This window comes from Nitratidesulfovibrio vulgaris str. Hildenborough, assembly GCF_000195755.1.
GTDB lineage: Bacteria > Desulfobacterota > Desulfovibrionia > Desulfovibrionales > Desulfovibrionaceae > Nitratidesulfovibrio > Nitratidesulfovibrio vulgaris.
The window spans coordinates 300559-316882 of record NC_002937.3 but is presented as its reverse complement, the minus strand read 5'-3'; the positions used below and the strand labels follow the sequence as shown (position 1 = coordinate 316882).

The following is a 16324-nucleotide window of genomic DNA, read 5'->3' as shown; positions in this document are numbered from 1 at the left end:
CGATGAAGCGCCCTGCATCCTCAGCGCCCGCAACGCACGATGACGAGGCCACCCCCGCCAGACAGACGGGAGTGGCCTCTTCATTACTCATGCCGGGCATCACGCGAGACACCCCGGGATGCAGCGGGCCATGCGGCCTGTAGTGCCGTGCGGGGTGCGGCCCGCCACACCGGCTGAAGACCGGGGCGTCTCAGGGAATGACGCCCCGGACGAAGACTAGAACTCGTACACGAGGTTGACAGTGGCCTTCTTGGCCGTACCCAGATTGTCTGCCTCGTCGCCCCACGCATCCTCATCGAGGTTGAGGCGGATGAGCCCCATCTCGACGATCATGGTCAGGTTCTCGTAGATCTTGTATTCATGGTCGAAGTTGACTTCCCACGCGCTGTCCTTGTCGGTGAGGAATACTGCACCGGCACCGGGGGCGAGGTCGCCCCGCAAGGTGGTGTCGCGCCGCAGGAGGTCGGCGTCGTTGGTGCCGCGCATGTAGGCGACGCGCACCACGTGGGTGAGGTCTTCGATGAAGCTGATGTCACCGGCCTGCACCCCGAGCCCCATCAGGCCCGCGCCGTTACGCGCGAAGTTGGTATCCTGCTGGAAGGCGGAACCCGGAAAACCGAAGCTGGTGGGGGCCCACGCTTGCGCCGAGACGGAGGGCATACGCTCCGAACCGTTGCCAAGGTCGTCGTCTTCACCGCTGCCGTACCATCCGAACACGGCGGGGGTCACCATGTCGAGTTTGTACGAGGCCATGGCGGAGGCCAGCCAGCCGGAACGTTCCAGTGCCTCGTCATCGTTGGAGACCGTGCCGTAGGTGAGGTCGGCCTTCAGTTCGAAAGGCGAAAGCAGCGACATCTCGAAGGCCACGCCAGCCCACCACGCACGCGACGACTCGCCGGGGGTCACCCCCTTGTGCTGTTGGGCGATGCTGTGCATCCCGTCGGAGAAAGCTTCCCACGAACCGGAGTTCCACTTGTTCTCATCGAAGTTCGAGCCGTCCACATCCTTGCCGATGCTGGCATACATGGCATGGGGCGTGATGCTGAAACCGTCGAGCGTCACAGGCACGGAGAGGCCGAAGAGGTCGACCTCGTCGAACCCTCTGTTGCCATCGGCCGCGTTGGAGTTGGCGCCATCGTAGGGGCGGGCCCAGAAGCCCGTCACGGCCACGGTGTCGTTCACGGCGTAGGAGAGCGTGAGCGCCGCCACGTCCTCGTCACTGAGAATGGGGCTGGCGCCGAAGGTGGCACCGGGCAGGTCGAGTCCCTGAATACCCATACGCACGGCGAGGCCTGTACCGGGTACGTTCCAGTCCACGAAAGAACGACGCACCTTGACGGTCTTGCCGTCGGCGCCGAGGGCTGCATCTTCCGAACCCCACAGGGAATCGCCCATCTCAAGGAACAGCACGCCGGAAAGATTCTCGCTGGCGATGATGTCTATCTGGGTACGCAGACGCTGGTGGGCATTGAAGTCGTCTTCCTTGTCACCATGTGCGGCAGAGCGGTAACCGAGGTTGTCCGTCCACGAAAGGTCGAACGCCCATTCACCGCTGGCTCTTATCTCCGCTGCCGTCGCGGACGAGACGCCGCCCGCCATGAGGCCCAACCCCAGGGCTAGCCCAAGCCATTTTTTCACGATCCTTCCTCCAGTGCTCTTGAAGTTACAGTAGACATGCCACGTTGCGCCTTCAGGGGCACGCAAACGACATGACACCGGGCCGATGCAAGCCATCGGCTCCGTGTCTGATATTGAAAATAATTTTCAATGTCAATGTGAGGAAAGGAACATTGTTCGTCGACCCACCGCGCCGTTCACACGCCCGGTGTTCAGGTCAGGGAAGGCGTGGCCCCATTCCGGGGACACACACAGGCCGGGACATGCCAGACCAGCCGCTGATACGGCAACATCTCCTGCAAGGATGCGGGGAGGTTGAACCCTTGATCGAACGGGGCATCACATGGGGCGACATGCGATACACGCATGTCGCTGCCGCCAGCAACGCCACCACCGCCCCGCTACAATGCCGCATACGGCAAGCCTCCGTGCCAGAATGGCAACAGGGCGACGGCATCCCGGATGAGGCCAGAAACGGGACACGTGTCGGCAAGACAGGGCCAGACGACAGACGAGGAAGAGGCGACTGGCTAACCGGGGACAGGCTAGGAGTGGGCGACAGGCAGCGCGACGGTCGCCTCGCACCCGCCCCCTTCCGCATCGCCGAGGCGAAACTCCCCGCCCAGTTCATGGACGATTCGCCGCACGGTCAGCAGTCCGACGCCACTGCCTCCTTGTTTGGTCGTTTGCAAACGCCCCCGGAGTGCTTCACCTGTGACCGCGTCAACGCCCCAACGGGCCGGGTCGTCACCCGGTGAGGGGAAAACGGACGCCCCTCCTCCGCCGCCAAGTACGATGCCGTCATCAGAGACTGGTGACAGCTGCAGCGCGGCATCGCCTCCCCCCATGGCAACGTCTGCGACAGGGTGCGTCCCCGTTGAAGCCTCCGCCGACAGCGCGCCCATCCCTGTGCCCGTGCCCTTGCCCGTACCTGCAGCATCAACCGGCGCACAGTCCTCACCCTGTGAGGGAACGACCGACGGCGACAGGTCGCCATGCCCGGCAAGGCACCCCGCCAGCAAGGCGGCCACAGCCTCCTCCCGGCGTTCGGGCCGCAAGCGCATCGGCAGCCCCGGCCCGTTATCCCGCACGACGTAACGCACGGCTGCGCGACCATCGAGCCATTCCGCGCGAAACGAGGACACATGCACGGCAGCCTCTCCGGAACGGCCTTCCGGCAAGCTGAACGCCTCGATGGCGTTGAGGATGAGGTCGGTCAGCACCCGTCGCACAGCTTCACCGTCCAGCACCAGAGGCGTCGGCCCTGCACCGTACGCCATCGAGAGCGCGACTCCGCGTTCACGGGCACGGGCTGTCAGCAATTGTACGACTTCGCGCACGGGGGCGTCCGGGTCGACGGGTGCGGCATCACCAGTGAGCGGCTTGCCAAGGTTGAGCAGATGCAACGCGAGGTCGCGCACACGGGCCACATGCTCACGCACGAGACCCCAGCCGTCCTCAAGGTAGTCGCGCCTGCCAAGTTCGATGCCCTTGCCAAGCACGAACAGCCCGCCCTCCAGCGACGAGGCGATGTTCTTGATGGCATGCGCCAGCATGGCAGCGGTCTCGCCCATGCCTGCAAGACGTTCGGCCTCCACAAGCTCACGCGTTCGCGCTTCCACGAGCGCCTCGAGGTGCTCTGTATGGGCACGCAGCGCCATGCGCAGTCGCCGCCGTTCGAAGGCCCGGTCCAGCGCGACGGACAGCGCCTCGTCCCCCACAGGCTTGGTCAGGAAATCGGTAGCCCCCAGTCGCAGGCTTTTCACCGCCAGTTCCATGTCACCATGCCCGGTGAGCATGATGACCCCCGTGTCGGGCCATGCCTCGCGGACTGCCGCCAGAAGCGCCAGTCCGTCCATACCGGGCATCCGCACATCCGTCAGCACGACATCGGCGGGGCGGTCATGCAGCAGGGCAAGGGCCTCGTTGCCGTTGGCGGCCGTCCGCACGTCGTGGCCCATGTCAGCGAGTACCAGCGAAAGGACGGTGCGAATGCCCTCTTCATCGTCCACAAGCAGCAACCGTGCACCGTTCATGCATTCCTCCCTGCATCGGGCATGCGCACGGTGAAACGGGCCCCGCCCCCCGGGGCGTCACCGACCGAGATGCTGCCGCCGAAGTCCTTGACCAGACCGTAGCTTATGGAAAGGCCCAGACCCGTGCCCTTGCCCACCTTCTTCGTCGTGAAGAACGGCTCGAAGATGCGCTGCTGCAAGGCACGCGGGATGCCGGGGCCCGAGTCGCACACCTCCATGACCACCTCGCGCCCGTCCGTTTCGGTACGCAGGGTGATGACCCGTCGCGCATCATGCGCCGCGGCGTGCTCCTCGATGGCATCCCGGGCATTGAGCAGAAGATTGATGACCACCTGCTCGAGGCGGTTCGCCACGGCCATGACCACGGGTTCGCTCGCGTCCAGCTGCCATTCGATGGTGATGCCCCGCACGGTCATCTGTCTGCTGAAGAACTCGGTGGCGGAGCGCAGCACCTCGTTGACGGACACCCTTTCCAGTACGATGTCGGATTTACGTCCGAATTCGCGCATGTGCTCGATGATGCGACTTGCCCTGTCCACATGGGCGTCCATCTCCGCCGTCATGGTCGACAGGACGTCAGGGGCGACGGGCTCGCCCTTGCGTGCCTTGCGCAGCAAGAACCCGCTGGCGGCCTTGATGACCGTGAGCGGCTGGTTCAACTCATGGGCGACCCCGGTGGCCATTTCGCCCAGCGTTGCCATCTTGCCCGCCTGAATGACCTTCTGTTCCGCCTCGAGTCGCTGTGTGATGTCGCTGGTGGTCAGCAGCAAGACCTGCCGTCCGTTGTACTCCGAGGGCGAGAGCATGATGTCCACGAAGAAGGGCGTGCCGTCGCGCTTGAAATGACGCGCCCGGTTGAGCACGGTGAAGGCCCGGAGTTGCGAGGCATACCGTTCGCGCTCGTCGGGGGCGAACAGATGGAGGAAGTTACGTCCGCGCACCTCTTCGGCCTTCCACCCGTAGACGGCCTCTGCCGTGGAGTTGCAGTCGATGATGTCCAGCGACGCCTCTTCGAGGACGAACACGGCACTGGGGATGTTGTTGAAGATGGCGTGGTACTTGAGTTCGGAACGCCGAAGGCGCTCTTCGAGTTCCTTGCGTGCCGTGATGTCGAGGCACATCTCCATGGCTGCGACGACGGCGCCTTCCGCGTTGAAGACGGGCGTCGTGTGCACCAGCCAGTGCGCGCGCGTTCCATCCGCGTTGTAACCGCTTTCCTCGCTGCAGTGCGGCAACCCGGTTTCCATGGTGCGCGCCACGGCGCAATGCGGACACTTGTCGGTGCGCCCCTTGTATGCCTTGAAGCAATGCTCGCCGGGTGTGGGATTGAAGCGTTCGCGGAACTCCCGGTTGTACTTGAGCAGCCGAAGCGACGTGTCCTGCACCGTGATGGTGCACGGTACCTGATCGAAAAGTTGCTGATACTCGTCGCGCTGGCGATTCAACTCCTCCTGCTTGTCGACGATGTCGCGCGACATGCGTGAGATGGCACGCGCCAGTTCACCTATCTCGTCGCCCTGCCGCACGGCATTGAGGTTGACCGCCTCGCCCCGCGCCACCCGGCGCGTACCTTCGATGAGCACGCCCACGGGACGGGTGAGGAACCTGTCCAGCAACAGGGCGATGCCGCCGCCGCCAAGCAGGAACACCGCCGCCGCAAGAAGGATGACCCGGCGCTGGAAGGATAGGATTTCGCTCTCGGCCCCTTCGAGGGGCAGCACCACATCAAGGGCTCCGAGTACGAGTTTCTCTTCAGGATGAAAGTGGCACGGCGGGCCGGAACAGCCGGGTTCGTTGTAGATGGGTGAAAGGCTACCCAGATAGCGCTGCCCCTCCGGCCCGGTGAAGACACGCACCCTTTCCTGCAGCGAAAGCGAGGGCCGGGGCGGTTCCGTCTCGTGGCAGCGTCGGCATGCCTCGTCGCGGATGTTGGTACGTTCCTCGACCTCGGACGCATCACCGGAGAACTTGATCACCCCCTCCTTGTTGTAGATGCGTATGGAGGCGATGGCCTTCTGACCGGACACGTCACGTATGATCTGGTTGATCTCGTCACGCGCGTTGATCATCATGGCATAGCGCGCCCCGAGACGGATGGTGTTGCTCAGGCGGTCGGCACCGTTCGAGAGTTCATCGAAAAGGTGGGACTTCTGGTAGGTGATGCTGCCCCACGAGAGGATCACCACCGCCACGAAAAGCGGAACGGCTGCCGCGCCCACGACGCGGAACGCCAGTGTGCGTCGCCACGGAACCCGTGCACTGTCCATCGCCCCTCCTTGCCGGATGAAGGCCCTGCCGAGCGCCCACCTCATACCGCGTCGTATCCATCTTTCTGAAAGCAGCACAGAAGGCAGTCAAGCGGGCAGCTCGCGCTGCCGACGCACCACGGCAGGATACGGACGGGTCCTGCACTGTGCTTCAAGAGGGCTCACCCCAGCCTTCGCCGTATCATGCATCGTATCATGCACCGACGCACCGCTGGCAGCGGGGCAAGGGGCTGCCCGCGCTAACCGCCGTCGGCCTCGCAAAGGTCGTGTTCACCAGTGAGGGCATGCTCTGCGAGCACGTTGGGGCAGAAGTCGCCGAACTTCACTCCCTGGTCGGCATACCGCAACAGTTCGTCGAAGGTGATGGCGTCAAGGCGTGCGAACATGGCGTGACTGCATTCCTTCCATATCATGCGCGTAAGGCAGCCCGGCGCGTGGGAACAGGCAGCCTCATCACGCCCGCACCCGACCAGTTCATCGCCCCCTTCCATGACCCGCACCACGTCGCCCACCGTGATTTCAACGGCAGGGCGCCCCAGCATATGCCCGCCCGTGGGCCCTCGCTGGCTCACGAGAAGTCCGGCCTCCTTGAGAGGACGGCTCAATTTTTCGAGATACTTCTGTGAAATGGACAGTCTGGCTGCCACGTCCTTCATCAGGACGGGCCGCTCGCGCTGGTGCAAGGCGATGTCCAGCAGCATCCGTGTCCCGTAACGGCTGTTCGTCAGTATCCGCATAGCCCCCCCGCGCTACCCGCAACCGGCACTGTCGGCCTCTCCCCCATGACGATGCCATAATCCGATTCCGGATGGCAATGTCACCTCGACAGAGACGCGCCATACAATATGCACCTTCTGCGACTAATGTTGACTCATATAATCTAAATACAGAAAGTTTAGCATGACGCACTTTGATTTTTCTGAATCAAAAACGTTTCACTCTGGAAACACCATCATGCCTCTTTGAGGCATACCATAAAACAACTTCTTTTCGCAAACCAACATCGCGCAACACCATGAACTGAATGACCAATGCATTAGATAGCACACAGATGACCTTTTTCAAAACACATCGATAGATATTATTTTCACAAGCATCTTATTTTCTACTTATACAGTCGACAATGTTGTCTACCATGACAGTAGTATTCGCAAAATATCAAAATGCCACTTACATTAAACAGTCCATCATGCTATGATGCTTTTGAAAATGTACATACCGCTTCCGGCATCGCCAAATCCGGACTGCATACACGGGCACTGAAGCAAGGAGGCACGCATGAGGTCGCCGACCGCGTGGGATTGGGAGTTGGGTCGTAAGGTCATCGCGGAGTCCGTTGCTCCGCTCGAAGGCCACCTCTGGCAGGAAGAGGCGCAGTTCGCCCCCGACGGCAGCGCCTTCGCAGCCGTGGTCTGCGTCGAAGAGGGGGCATTCAGCCTGCGGGTCAACGACACGGTCTGGGACACCACGTTCGAAAAGGCGTGGTATCCCCGTTACACGCCCGACGGGCGGCTTACCGCCCTTGTGCAGATCGACGGCGAATGGACTCTCGCTGTTGACGGCACCCCGTGGGAAGAGATGTACGGCTTCGTCTGGGACACGCACTTCGGCAGCAACGGCGACATCATCCTCCCTGTGCAACAGGACATGCAGTACGGTCTTTCCATCAACGGCACCCCGTGGGAGACCCTCTACGAGAACGCCAACAACTTTTCCGTTTCACCTTCCGGTGCACGCACAGCCGCCGTCGTGCAGACAGTGTCGCTTGGTCAGGCCGATATCGAGACCTACCAGAAGGGTGCCTACACCGTGGCCATCGACGGCGAACCATGGCCACGGGTCTTCATCAATGCATGGACGCCCGTCTTCGACACCCATGGCAGACGCGTGGCGGCGCAGGTGCGACTCTCGCTGTACGACTACACCATCGCGGTGGACGGCGAACCGTGGCCTGTCACCTTCCCGTGCGTCTGGGAACCCGTCTTCGACCCTGCCACGGGGTCCGTGGCGGCACCTGTCCGCAAGGATGGCCGATGGGGCATGGCGCTTGACGGCAACCTGATATGGCCCGCCAGCTTCTTCCAGTGCTGGCATCCGCGCTTCTCTCCCGACGGACGCAGACTCTGGGCCATCGTCGCCCCGGACTACGGCAGCTTCACTGTCGCCTGCGACGGCATCCCGTGGGGCAACAGATTCCCCGTCGTCTCCGACCTCGTCCTGTCGCCCGACGGCAGCAGGGCTGCCGCCGTGGGCAACCACGACAACACCCGCTTCTCCGTCATCGTGGATGACAAGGTCTGGCCCGGTGAGTGGGACATGGTCTGGGCTCCGGTCTTCAGTGCAGACGGCGCACATGTGGCGGTGAAGGCCCGCAAGGGCGACACCTTCCACTTCATCGTCGACGGCAAGCCGTGGCGCGAAGGTTTTTCGCAGGCCGGCACCCCCGTCTTCGGGCCTGACGGTGACAGATTGCTCATGTGTGGCGTGCAGAACGGCGCGGCGGTGCGGCACATCGTCGCATGCAACGACTTCTAGGGGGCAACATGCAGGCATTCTACAACCTTCTCATCGGCCCAGGGGCATGGATCGCCTTTGCCGTCTTTCTGGGCGGCTGCGCGTGGCGTCTTTCGACCATGGGCGCGCTGGCCCGACGCAAGGACATGGTGGCCGTTGCCTATATGGAGTCGAAGCACTCGCTGAACTCCATAATGCACTGGGTCACCCCCTTCGCCACGCTCGGCTGGCGCGAGAACCCCGCCATGACCGTCGCCACCTTCGCCTTCCACATCAGCATCGTACTGCTGGCGCTTTTCGCGCCGGGGCATGCCACCATGTGGGACTACGCCTTCGGCGTGGGCGTCTGGGCCCTGCCCGAAGCCGTTGCCGACATCCTGACCATAGTGGCGCTGGCGGCCTGCGGCTTCTTCGCCTGGCGGCGCCTCTCGGACCCCACGGTGAGCTTCGTGACGCGCCCCATGGACTGGCTGGTGCTGGGCCTTGCGGCGGTTCCCCTGCTCACGGGCATTCTGGCCAAGTACGTGATGACGCAGAATCTCGTGTTCGCCACTCTGCATGTTCTCTCGGGCGAAGCCATGCTGGTGGCATTGCCCTTCACACGACTCAGCCACGCGGTCTTCTCGGTGTTCACCCGCGCGTACATAGGCTCGGAATTCGGCGCGGTGCGCCACTGCAAGGACTGGTAACGGGGTAGGGAGACAAGCAATGGGCATCACTGAACGCAGAATCGAAGACGCCGGGCTCATGCGCGGCATCGCAGCACTCACTCCGGAACGCATCGAGAAGGTCGTGAAGGCCGTCACCGAAGGCGAAGCCGGGGCGCGGCTCAAGGTCTACTACGAAACCTGCATGCGCTGCGGCCTGTGCGCCAAGGCATGTCACTACTGCATCTCGCACGACGGCGAACCCGACTACTCACCCGTGGGCAAGATGGAACAGACCATGTGGCGGCTGCTGCGCGAAGGCGGGCGGGTATCTCCCGACGTCATCTACGACATGGCGCAGATAGCGTACACCGAATGCAACCTGTGCAGACGTTGCATCCACTACTGTCCCATCGGCATCGACACGGGCTACGTCATCAGCCTCGTCAGGCGCATCTGCCACAGGCTGGGGGTCACCCCCCGCTACATGCAGGACACCGCCCACAGCCACGCAGCCACCTTCAACCAGATGTGGGTGAAGGAAGACGAATGGGTCGACAGCCTCATCTGGCAGGAAGATGAAGCGCGAAGCGAGATTCCGACCATGCGCATCCCCCTCGAGGTGGAAGGCGCAGACATCCTCTATTCCGTCATCGCCCCGGAACCGAAGTTCCGTACGCAACTCATCTACCAGGCCGCCGTCATCATGGACCAGGCAGGCGTAAGCTGGACCATGCCCGCCACGCCGGGATGGGACAACTCGGACATGGCCATGTTCAGCGGCGACAGCGAAGTCATGGGCCGCATCAAGCGCGCCCATTTCGAACTTGCACAGCGCCTGCGGGTGAAGCGCATCGTCATGGGCGAATGCGGCCACGCCTTCCGTTCCATCTACGACGTGGGCAACCGCTGGCTTGGCTGGAAGATGCATCCGGTACCGGTGGTGCACTCTGTGGAGTTCTTCTGGGAGTTGTTCGATCAGGGCAAGATCAAGCTCGCCAAGCGGTTCGAAGAACCCGTGACCATCCACGACCCGTGCAACATCGTGCGCGGGCGCGGGCTCATGGACAAGCTGCGCGAGGTCGTCCACGCCCTCTGCCCCAATGTGGTGGAGATGACACCCAACCGCGAGCACAACTTCTGCTGCTGTGCCGGTGGCGGCGTCATCAACTGCGGCCCGCCATTCAAGGGCGTGCGCGTGGAGGGCAACCGCATCAAGGCCGAGCAACTCAAAGCCACGGGAGTGAAGACCGTCATCGCCCCCTGCCACAACTGCCATGGCGGCCTGGAGGACATCATCCACCATTACAAACTGGGGATGCACACCAAGTTCCTCGGCGACATCATCTACGACTGCATGGAGAAGCCCGGTGCGGTCTAGCGCCCGGCCCACGAAGGAGAACGCCATGTTCCGACGCATCGGCACCGTCATGCTGGCCTTCGCCACCCTCGCCCTGCTGCTGGCGGTGGCCTTCGCCCGCACCGATACGCCGCGCCTCGAACCCGAGGCCCTCAAGCCGCAACAGCGCCCCGCCGCCGTGTTCGACCACGACGCACACAACGAAAAAGCGAAGCTTGAGAACTGTGCCGTCTGTCATCACGACGCAAAAGATGGCAAGATAGTTCCTGAAGGTTCCAGCGAAGGCACCCCTTGCGCCGACTGCCACGCGAAGGCGGCTACCAAGGGCACCCATCTGGTCAACGCCTATCACCGGCAGTGCATGAACTGCCACAAGACGTCCGGCAAGGGCCCCACCAGCTGTGGTGGCTGCCACGTACGCGACTAGAAACCCGGAAGGACGGACTGAATGGACGACATCAGGCTGGGCAACGACGGCATCCTGCGGGAAATGGACGGCACAACCGTCGCCGACCCGCTGGCATGCCTTGCGCGCAACGTGACCCTCGACGAGGGGTACTCGCTGCGCGGCTACTTCGCCCTGCTTGGCGTCCATCCATCGCTCGTCCGCATGAGCCCGTTCCTGCCCCACGCACTGCGCGAGGTGGAGGAATGCGCTGGTCAGGGATGCCTCACCGAGTCGTTCGAGCGACTCGAACTGGGGCGGACTGTGGAACTGGTCGGCTTTCCCGACGCCGCACGGGTGGAGGTGTATCACACCCTGCGCGGCATCACCGGGGAGGCTGGCTCTCCGGCGCGTAGCGAACACGAGATTCGCTTCGTGCCGCTGGGCTGTCTGCTCGACATGCCCCTGCATCTCGGTAGGGCACGGCATGTGCTCTTCGGTGAAGCGGCCCGGGTGCTCGAGTGCGACACGACCTTCCGACTGTTCGACATCATCGAGGGGATAGCCTGGGAGCTCGGCTTTCAGGGTGGTTCGGGACAATGCAGCCTAGGGAGGTAACTCATGTTCAAGAAGATCATATTCGCGACGTCGGCCTCTCCAGCGTGCGACAATGCCGCCAAGGTGGCCTTCGACCTTGCGCGACGCAACAAGGCGCGCCTCTACGTCTTCCATGTTCTCGGTGTGCCCTCCCGCGGGTTCAGTCAGGTCGTCCGCGACCTGCGCACCGGTGAAGAAGAGCACCACGACGCGGACTACCGCGACTGGGTGCTCGAGGAAATGAAGCAGACCTATTCGTACCAGCTTGAAACCTACGGTTCCCCCGACGTGGTCATGCAGGTGGTGGCGGGTGTGCCGCACACCGAGATACTGCGCTTCGCGCGTCAGGAAGGGGCAGACCTCATCGTCATGGGTGCCAACACGCGGGAAGAAGACCCCGGCGCATCGCGAGTGCGCAGCGTCATCGGCAACACCATGCAGCGTGTCGCCCGTTCAGCCCGCTGTCCTGTCCTCATCGTCAACAGGCCCTGCACCACCTGCTGGAACCTGTTCTCGAACATCGTCTTCAGCACCGACTTCTCCAAGGCGGCCGACTCGGCGTTCAACTTCGCCCTCAAGACGGCCTCCCAGATAGGGGCAAAGCTCTATCTCTTCCACGCCTGCGACCTTGCTGCCAACCCCATGGGCGTCTTCGCAGGACAGGTCGAAATCGAAAGGCGCATCGAAAAGGCACAGGCACTCATGCAAGAGCGCTACGTCTCGAAGATGGGCGACTTCGAGAACTATCAGGTCGACATCTGGGAGGGCACTCCCTACGTCGAAATACTCAAGTACGCACGGGCACGGCAGGCCGACCTCATCGTGATGGCCCACCACACCAAGGAGGGCGAAGTTGAAGAGGCCGAGATAGGCAGCACCGTCGAGCAGGTCGTCCTGCGTTCGGCATGCCCCGTGGCCAGTGTCAGCAAGCCCGAAAAGGCCGTCGTCTAGACGGTCGCGGGGGGGCGCCATGCGGGTTCTCATCGTCGACGACGAGATGGGCATGAGGCTCTTCCTGCGCACCCTGTTCGAAACGGGCGGCCACGAGGCCGTGGTCGCCCGCAACGGGCAGGAAGGACTGGCAAGGGCGCGAGAGATACGACCGCATCTCGTCGTGCTTGATGTGATGATGCCGGGGGGCGGAGGGCTGGTCATGTACCGCGCACTCCGCAACGATGCCGACCTCGCCGCGACGCCGGTCATCATGCTCTCCGGCGTGAAGGGCAGCACCTTCGCACACGCCCTCGAACTGTACGATGCCGCGGCGGGCACGCTGCCGCCCCCTGAAGCCTATGTGGAAAAACCGCCACGCCCCGACGAAATACTGGCACTGGCGGAGCGCCTGACAGGATGCACCGCATCCTGCGGGTAAGACCAAGGAGAACGCACATGGCGTACAAGATTCTGGTCGTTGACGACGACCCGTACATCGTCAAGTACATGGTCGACATACTGAGCGACAACGGCTACGCCACCTGTTCCGCTTCGGACGGGTCGGAAGCGCTCGACGTATTGCGACGCGAAAAGCCCGACCTCGTCACCCTCGACCTCGAAATGCCCAACGAATGGGGGCCGAGGTTCTACCGCAAGATGACCCGCGAAGACGAGTTCCGTAACGTCCCGGTCATCGTCATCAGCGGTCTTTCGGGCATCCATCTCGCCATACGCAATGCCGTGGCATCGCTCAAGAAGCCCTTCGACCCCAACAAGCTGCTCGAGATCATCAGGCAGACACTTGAAAACCCCGAGGGCATCCGTTCCGCCGAAGGGGAACACTAGCCGGTCGGTACGGCTGCGCCCCCGCACCTCCTGCCGCACCAGCCCACACGTTGCGGGCGGCGGTGCAGCCGTACCCGGACCTGGTCCACCCGTCCATCGCATGGCGTTCCGCTGTCCCCCTACGGCGCATGTGGTCGCCCATGCCACGCAACCCCCCGTCATGGTAAGACACATCCGTCCCTGGGGGCTTGCCATCATGCCCGACCCGTGCGACCATCACGCCGCATAGCCCCACGCAGCACCGCGAACCGGAGGCAGGCATGAGCGAGTCCATTCTGCTGGTGGATGACGAAGAAGGCATCCGCAAGGTGCTCGGCATAACGCTTGCCGACGCCGGCTACCGCGTCACCACTGCCGCCGACGGCGAAGAGGCAATGCGCCGCTTCGCCGAAGAAAGACCCGATATCGTCCTCACCGACATCAAGATGCCGGGCATGTCCGGACTTGAACTGCTTGAGAGCATCAAGTCACGCGACAGCGAGGTCGAAGTCATCATGCTCACCGGGCATGGCGACATGGAACTCGCCATCCAGAGTCTCAAGCGCGACGCCACCGACTTCATCACCAAGCCCATCAACGACGACGTACTCGACATCGCACTCGGACGTGCCCGAGAGCGCATCACCATGCGCCGACGCCTGCGCGAATACACCGAGAATCTCGAGGACATGGTCGCCAAGCAGTCTGCCCGTCTCGTGGCTGCCGAGAGGCAACTCGCCGCCTTGCAGGTCATGGACGGCATCGCCTCCGGTGTGCAGACCCTCTCGCGGATGCTCGACCAGGCGGGCATCTTCAACGAGCTTCCTTGCTTCGTCTCCATGCACAGCCGCTATCTGGAAATCGTGGCTACCAACGACCTCTACAAGGAACGCCTCGGACACAAGGTGGGACAACCCAGCTGGGAGGTCTACAAGGGGCGCGAAGGCAGCGGCAACGGCTGTCCGGTCTGGAAGGTCATCGAGACGGGCGAAGGGCAGCGCAGCAACGAGATACTCATCGACAAGCACGGGCAGGAGATTCCCGTCATCGTGCATACGGCACCCATTCTCGACAACGACGGCGAAATCGAGATGGTGCTCGAGATTTCCGTGGACGTCTCCAAAGTGCGCAGGTTGCAGGACGAATTGCGCATCACCCGCGAGCGCTATCGGCAGCTTTTCGACGAGGCCCCCTGCTACATCGCCGTCATCGACCGTTCACTCAAGGTCGTGGATGCCAATCGACGCTTCCACCATGACTTCGGCGAACCCGCCGCGCGCCACTGCCATGACATCTTCGCCCACCGTCTCGCCGCATGTCAGGGCTGCCCCGTCGAACGCAGTTTCGACGACGGCAAACCCCACCAGTACGAGACGGTCGTCACCACAGGCGACGGCAGACAGGCCAACGTGCTGGTCTGGACCTCACCCCTGCGCGACGCTGCGGGCAACATCACCGAAGTGATGGAGATGTCCACCGACATCACGCAAGTCCGCCAGTTGCAGGACAGGCTTTCACAGCTAGGGCTGCTGCTTGGTTCCACGGCCCACGGTATCAAGGGGCTGCTCACCGCACTGGACGGCGGCGTGTACCGCCTTGGCAGCGGGCTGGACAGGAACGACGAGGCGCGAGTCCGTGACAGTTTCGAGGACATCCGTCACCTGACCGGTCGCCTTCGCAAGATGGTGCTCGACATCCTCTACTACGCCAAGAAGCGCGACCTCAACTGGGAAGTGGTGGTGGCAGAGCGCTTCGCCACCGAGACAGCCGAACTCATAGAGGGCAAGGCCGTCAACCGTGGCGTGGGTTTCCAGCTTGAGATAGCAGCGGAATCGGGCACGTTCGAGGCAGACGCGGGAGCCCTTTCGGCAGCCCTTGTCAACCTGCTTGAGAACGCCGTTGAAGCGTGTGCCGCCGAACGTTCCCGACCGGAACACTCGGTGACCTTCTCCGTGGGTGGAGACGCCAACCATGTTGAATTCTCGGTACGTGACGACGGCGTCGGCATGGACCGTGAAACCCGCGAGAAGCTCTTCACCCTGTTCTTCTCGTCCAAGGGGTCCGCTGGCACGGGCATTGGCCTGTTCGTGGCCAATCAGGTCGTGCAGCAGCATGGCGGGCATATCGCCGTGGCTTCTGAGCCCGGGCACGGTACGACATTCACCGTATCGTTGCCACGACGCCTGCCGGATGTCGCGCGCTGCCCAGCCCCTCAGAACGGACAACCCGAGGGTGACGAGGCGGACGACAACTGACCCGCTGGCATATCGCCCTAGGGGCGTGTCCATGTTGCCATTGCCCGCGAAGCATCGTGCGGCTTGCGGCTGCGTGCACTCCGCACCGGAGGCATCCGTAGCACGCCCCCCCGTACCCGTCACCTCAGCCCCGCGCAGCTAGGCACGCAACAACGCCATGTCACTTCTGGTCATGCTCATGGCGAAGCATCATGTGCAGAAGCGGGTATGGCATCCCCATACCATCGCGCTCAGACCGGCCCACCACCTCGAACCCCATATGCCTGTAGAACGCCAGTGCCCGTGGATTCTGTTCGTTGACATCGACGAAGGCGACTCCCTCATGGCGTATGGCAGATTCTACAAGCCTCCTGCCTAGACCGCGCCCCTGCCAGTATGGGGCGATGAATAACATCTCCAGCTTGCGGCTGGCGGTCCCCGCAAAACCAGCCAAAGAGCCCTCCATGAATACGCCGTACAGCGTCACCGCCGGAAGGAAGTCCGAAACCAGTCTAGCCCTGATGGTCAACAGGTCGTCCTCTCTCAAGAATGCGTGCGTCGAGCGTACCGACGCCTCCCAGACAGCCTCGACGGCGCTATAGTGCCCTTGCGTGAGAGGTACGACCTTGCACGGAATCGATTGCATACACATACTCCGACGATGTGATTGAAGGTAATGGGCGATGGTAGGTGCGCTCATGCCACCAAACAACAGAGGGCGCCAACCGCAGCCTGAGCGAACCTGTATGATGCCTATAAAACGAACCTCACACGTGCACCAGAGGCCCATTCGTGGACAACGCATCGACACCCATCAAGCCTGCGCCAAGCGTTTCTCCAGTAGGAAACTTGCCATGCATTCCGCAGGCGTCCTCGCCAATATGATGGCGACAAGCCACGCCTAGGCAA

Annotated in this window: 14 protein-coding genes; 9 read left to right on the top strand and 5 right to left on the bottom strand. The window is 62.8% G+C overall.

The window, feature by feature from the left end:
- Window positions 1-216: 216 nt before the first annotated feature.
- The 4 genes from DVU_RS01335 to DVU_RS01320 form a co-directional block, all read right to left on the bottom strand.
- Window positions 217-1638, bottom strand: coding sequence for an outer membrane homotrimeric porin (locus DVU_RS01335; RefSeq protein ID WP_014524205.1), 1422 nt, complete (start codon window positions 1636-1638; stop codon window positions 217-219).
- A gap of 524 nt (window positions 1639-2162) precedes the next feature.
- Window positions 2163-3653: a response regulator gene (locus tag DVU_RS01330; protein ID WP_010937580.1), complete on the bottom strand. Its 1491-nt coding sequence runs from the start codon at window positions 3651-3653 to the stop codon at window positions 2163-2165.
- Window positions 3650-5920, bottom strand: coding sequence for a PAS domain S-box protein (locus DVU_RS01325; RefSeq protein WP_010937579.1), 2271 nt, complete (start codon window positions 5918-5920; stop codon window positions 3650-3652). Before DVU_RS01325 ends, DVU_RS01330 begins: the two co-directional genes overlap by 4 nt.
- Before the next feature lie 239 nt (window positions 5921-6159).
- Window positions 6160-6657: an RrF2 family transcriptional regulator gene (locus DVU_RS01320; RefSeq protein ID WP_010937578.1), complete on the bottom strand. Its 498-nt coding sequence runs from the start codon at window positions 6655-6657 to the stop codon at window positions 6160-6162.
- A 541-nt stretch (window positions 6658-7198) separates the two neighbouring features.
- Between DVU_RS01320 and tmcD the strand changes: the two genes are divergently transcribed.
- From tmcD to DVU_RS01275, 9 genes are all read left to right on the top strand, one after another.
- Window positions 7199-8455, top strand: a complete 1257-nt coding sequence (tmcD, locus tag DVU_RS01315) for an electron transfer complex subunit TmcD (RefSeq protein ID WP_010937575.1) — start codon at window positions 7199-7201, stop codon at window positions 8453-8455.
- Window positions 8456-8463: 8 nt separating this feature from the next.
- Window positions 8464-9123 (top strand): TmcC family electron transfer complex membrane anchor subunit, encoded by a 660-nt coding sequence (gene tmcC, locus DVU_RS01310; RefSeq protein ID WP_010937574.1) that lies wholly within the window; start codon window positions 8464-8466, stop codon window positions 9121-9123.
- 19 nt (window positions 9124-9142) lie between these two features.
- Window positions 9143-10462 carry an electron transfer complex ferredoxin TmcB gene (gene tmcB / locus DVU_RS01305; protein WP_010937573.1) on the top strand — a complete coding sequence of 440 codons (1320 nt, stop codon included), beginning with the start codon at window positions 9143-9145 and terminating at the stop codon, window positions 10460-10462.
- 25 nt (window positions 10463-10487) lie between these two features.
- Window positions 10488-10868, top strand: a complete 381-nt coding sequence (tmcA, locus tag DVU_RS01300; protein ID WP_010937572.1) for an acidic tetraheme cytochrome c3 TmcA — start codon at window positions 10488-10490, stop codon at window positions 10866-10868.
- Between the two features lie 21 nt (window positions 10869-10889).
- A complete protein-coding gene (locus DVU_RS01295; protein WP_010937571.1) occupies window positions 10890-11444 on the top strand; it encodes a hypothetical protein in 555 nt (184 codons plus the stop codon).
- Between the two features lie 3 nt (window positions 11445-11447).
- Entirely contained in the window at window positions 11448-12374 is a 927-nt protein-coding gene (locus DVU_RS01290; protein ID WP_010937570.1) for a universal stress protein, read from the top strand.
- A gap of 19 nt (window positions 12375-12393) precedes the next feature.
- Window positions 12394-12795, top strand: a complete 402-nt coding sequence (locus DVU_RS01285; protein ID WP_010937569.1) for a response regulator — start codon at window positions 12394-12396, stop codon at window positions 12793-12795.
- 17 nt (window positions 12796-12812) lie between these two features.
- Complete coding sequence (gene divK / locus DVU_RS01280) at window positions 12813-13202, top strand: DVU0259 family response regulator domain-containing protein (protein ID WP_010937568.1); 390 nt, start codon at window positions 12813-12815, stop codon at window positions 13200-13202.
- Between the two features lie 260 nt (window positions 13203-13462).
- Complete coding sequence (locus DVU_RS01275; RefSeq protein ID WP_010937567.1) at window positions 13463-15436, top strand: hybrid sensor histidine kinase/response regulator; 1974 nt, start codon at window positions 13463-13465, stop codon at window positions 15434-15436.
- A gap of 160 nt (window positions 15437-15596) precedes the next feature.
- On the opposite strand, the gene DVU_RS01270 is transcribed toward DVU_RS01275, so the two are convergent.
- Window positions 15597-16061, bottom strand: a complete 465-nt coding sequence (locus DVU_RS01270; RefSeq protein WP_010937566.1) for a GNAT family N-acetyltransferase — start codon at window positions 16059-16061, stop codon at window positions 15597-15599.
- Between the last annotated feature and the right edge of the window lie 263 nt (window positions 16062-16324).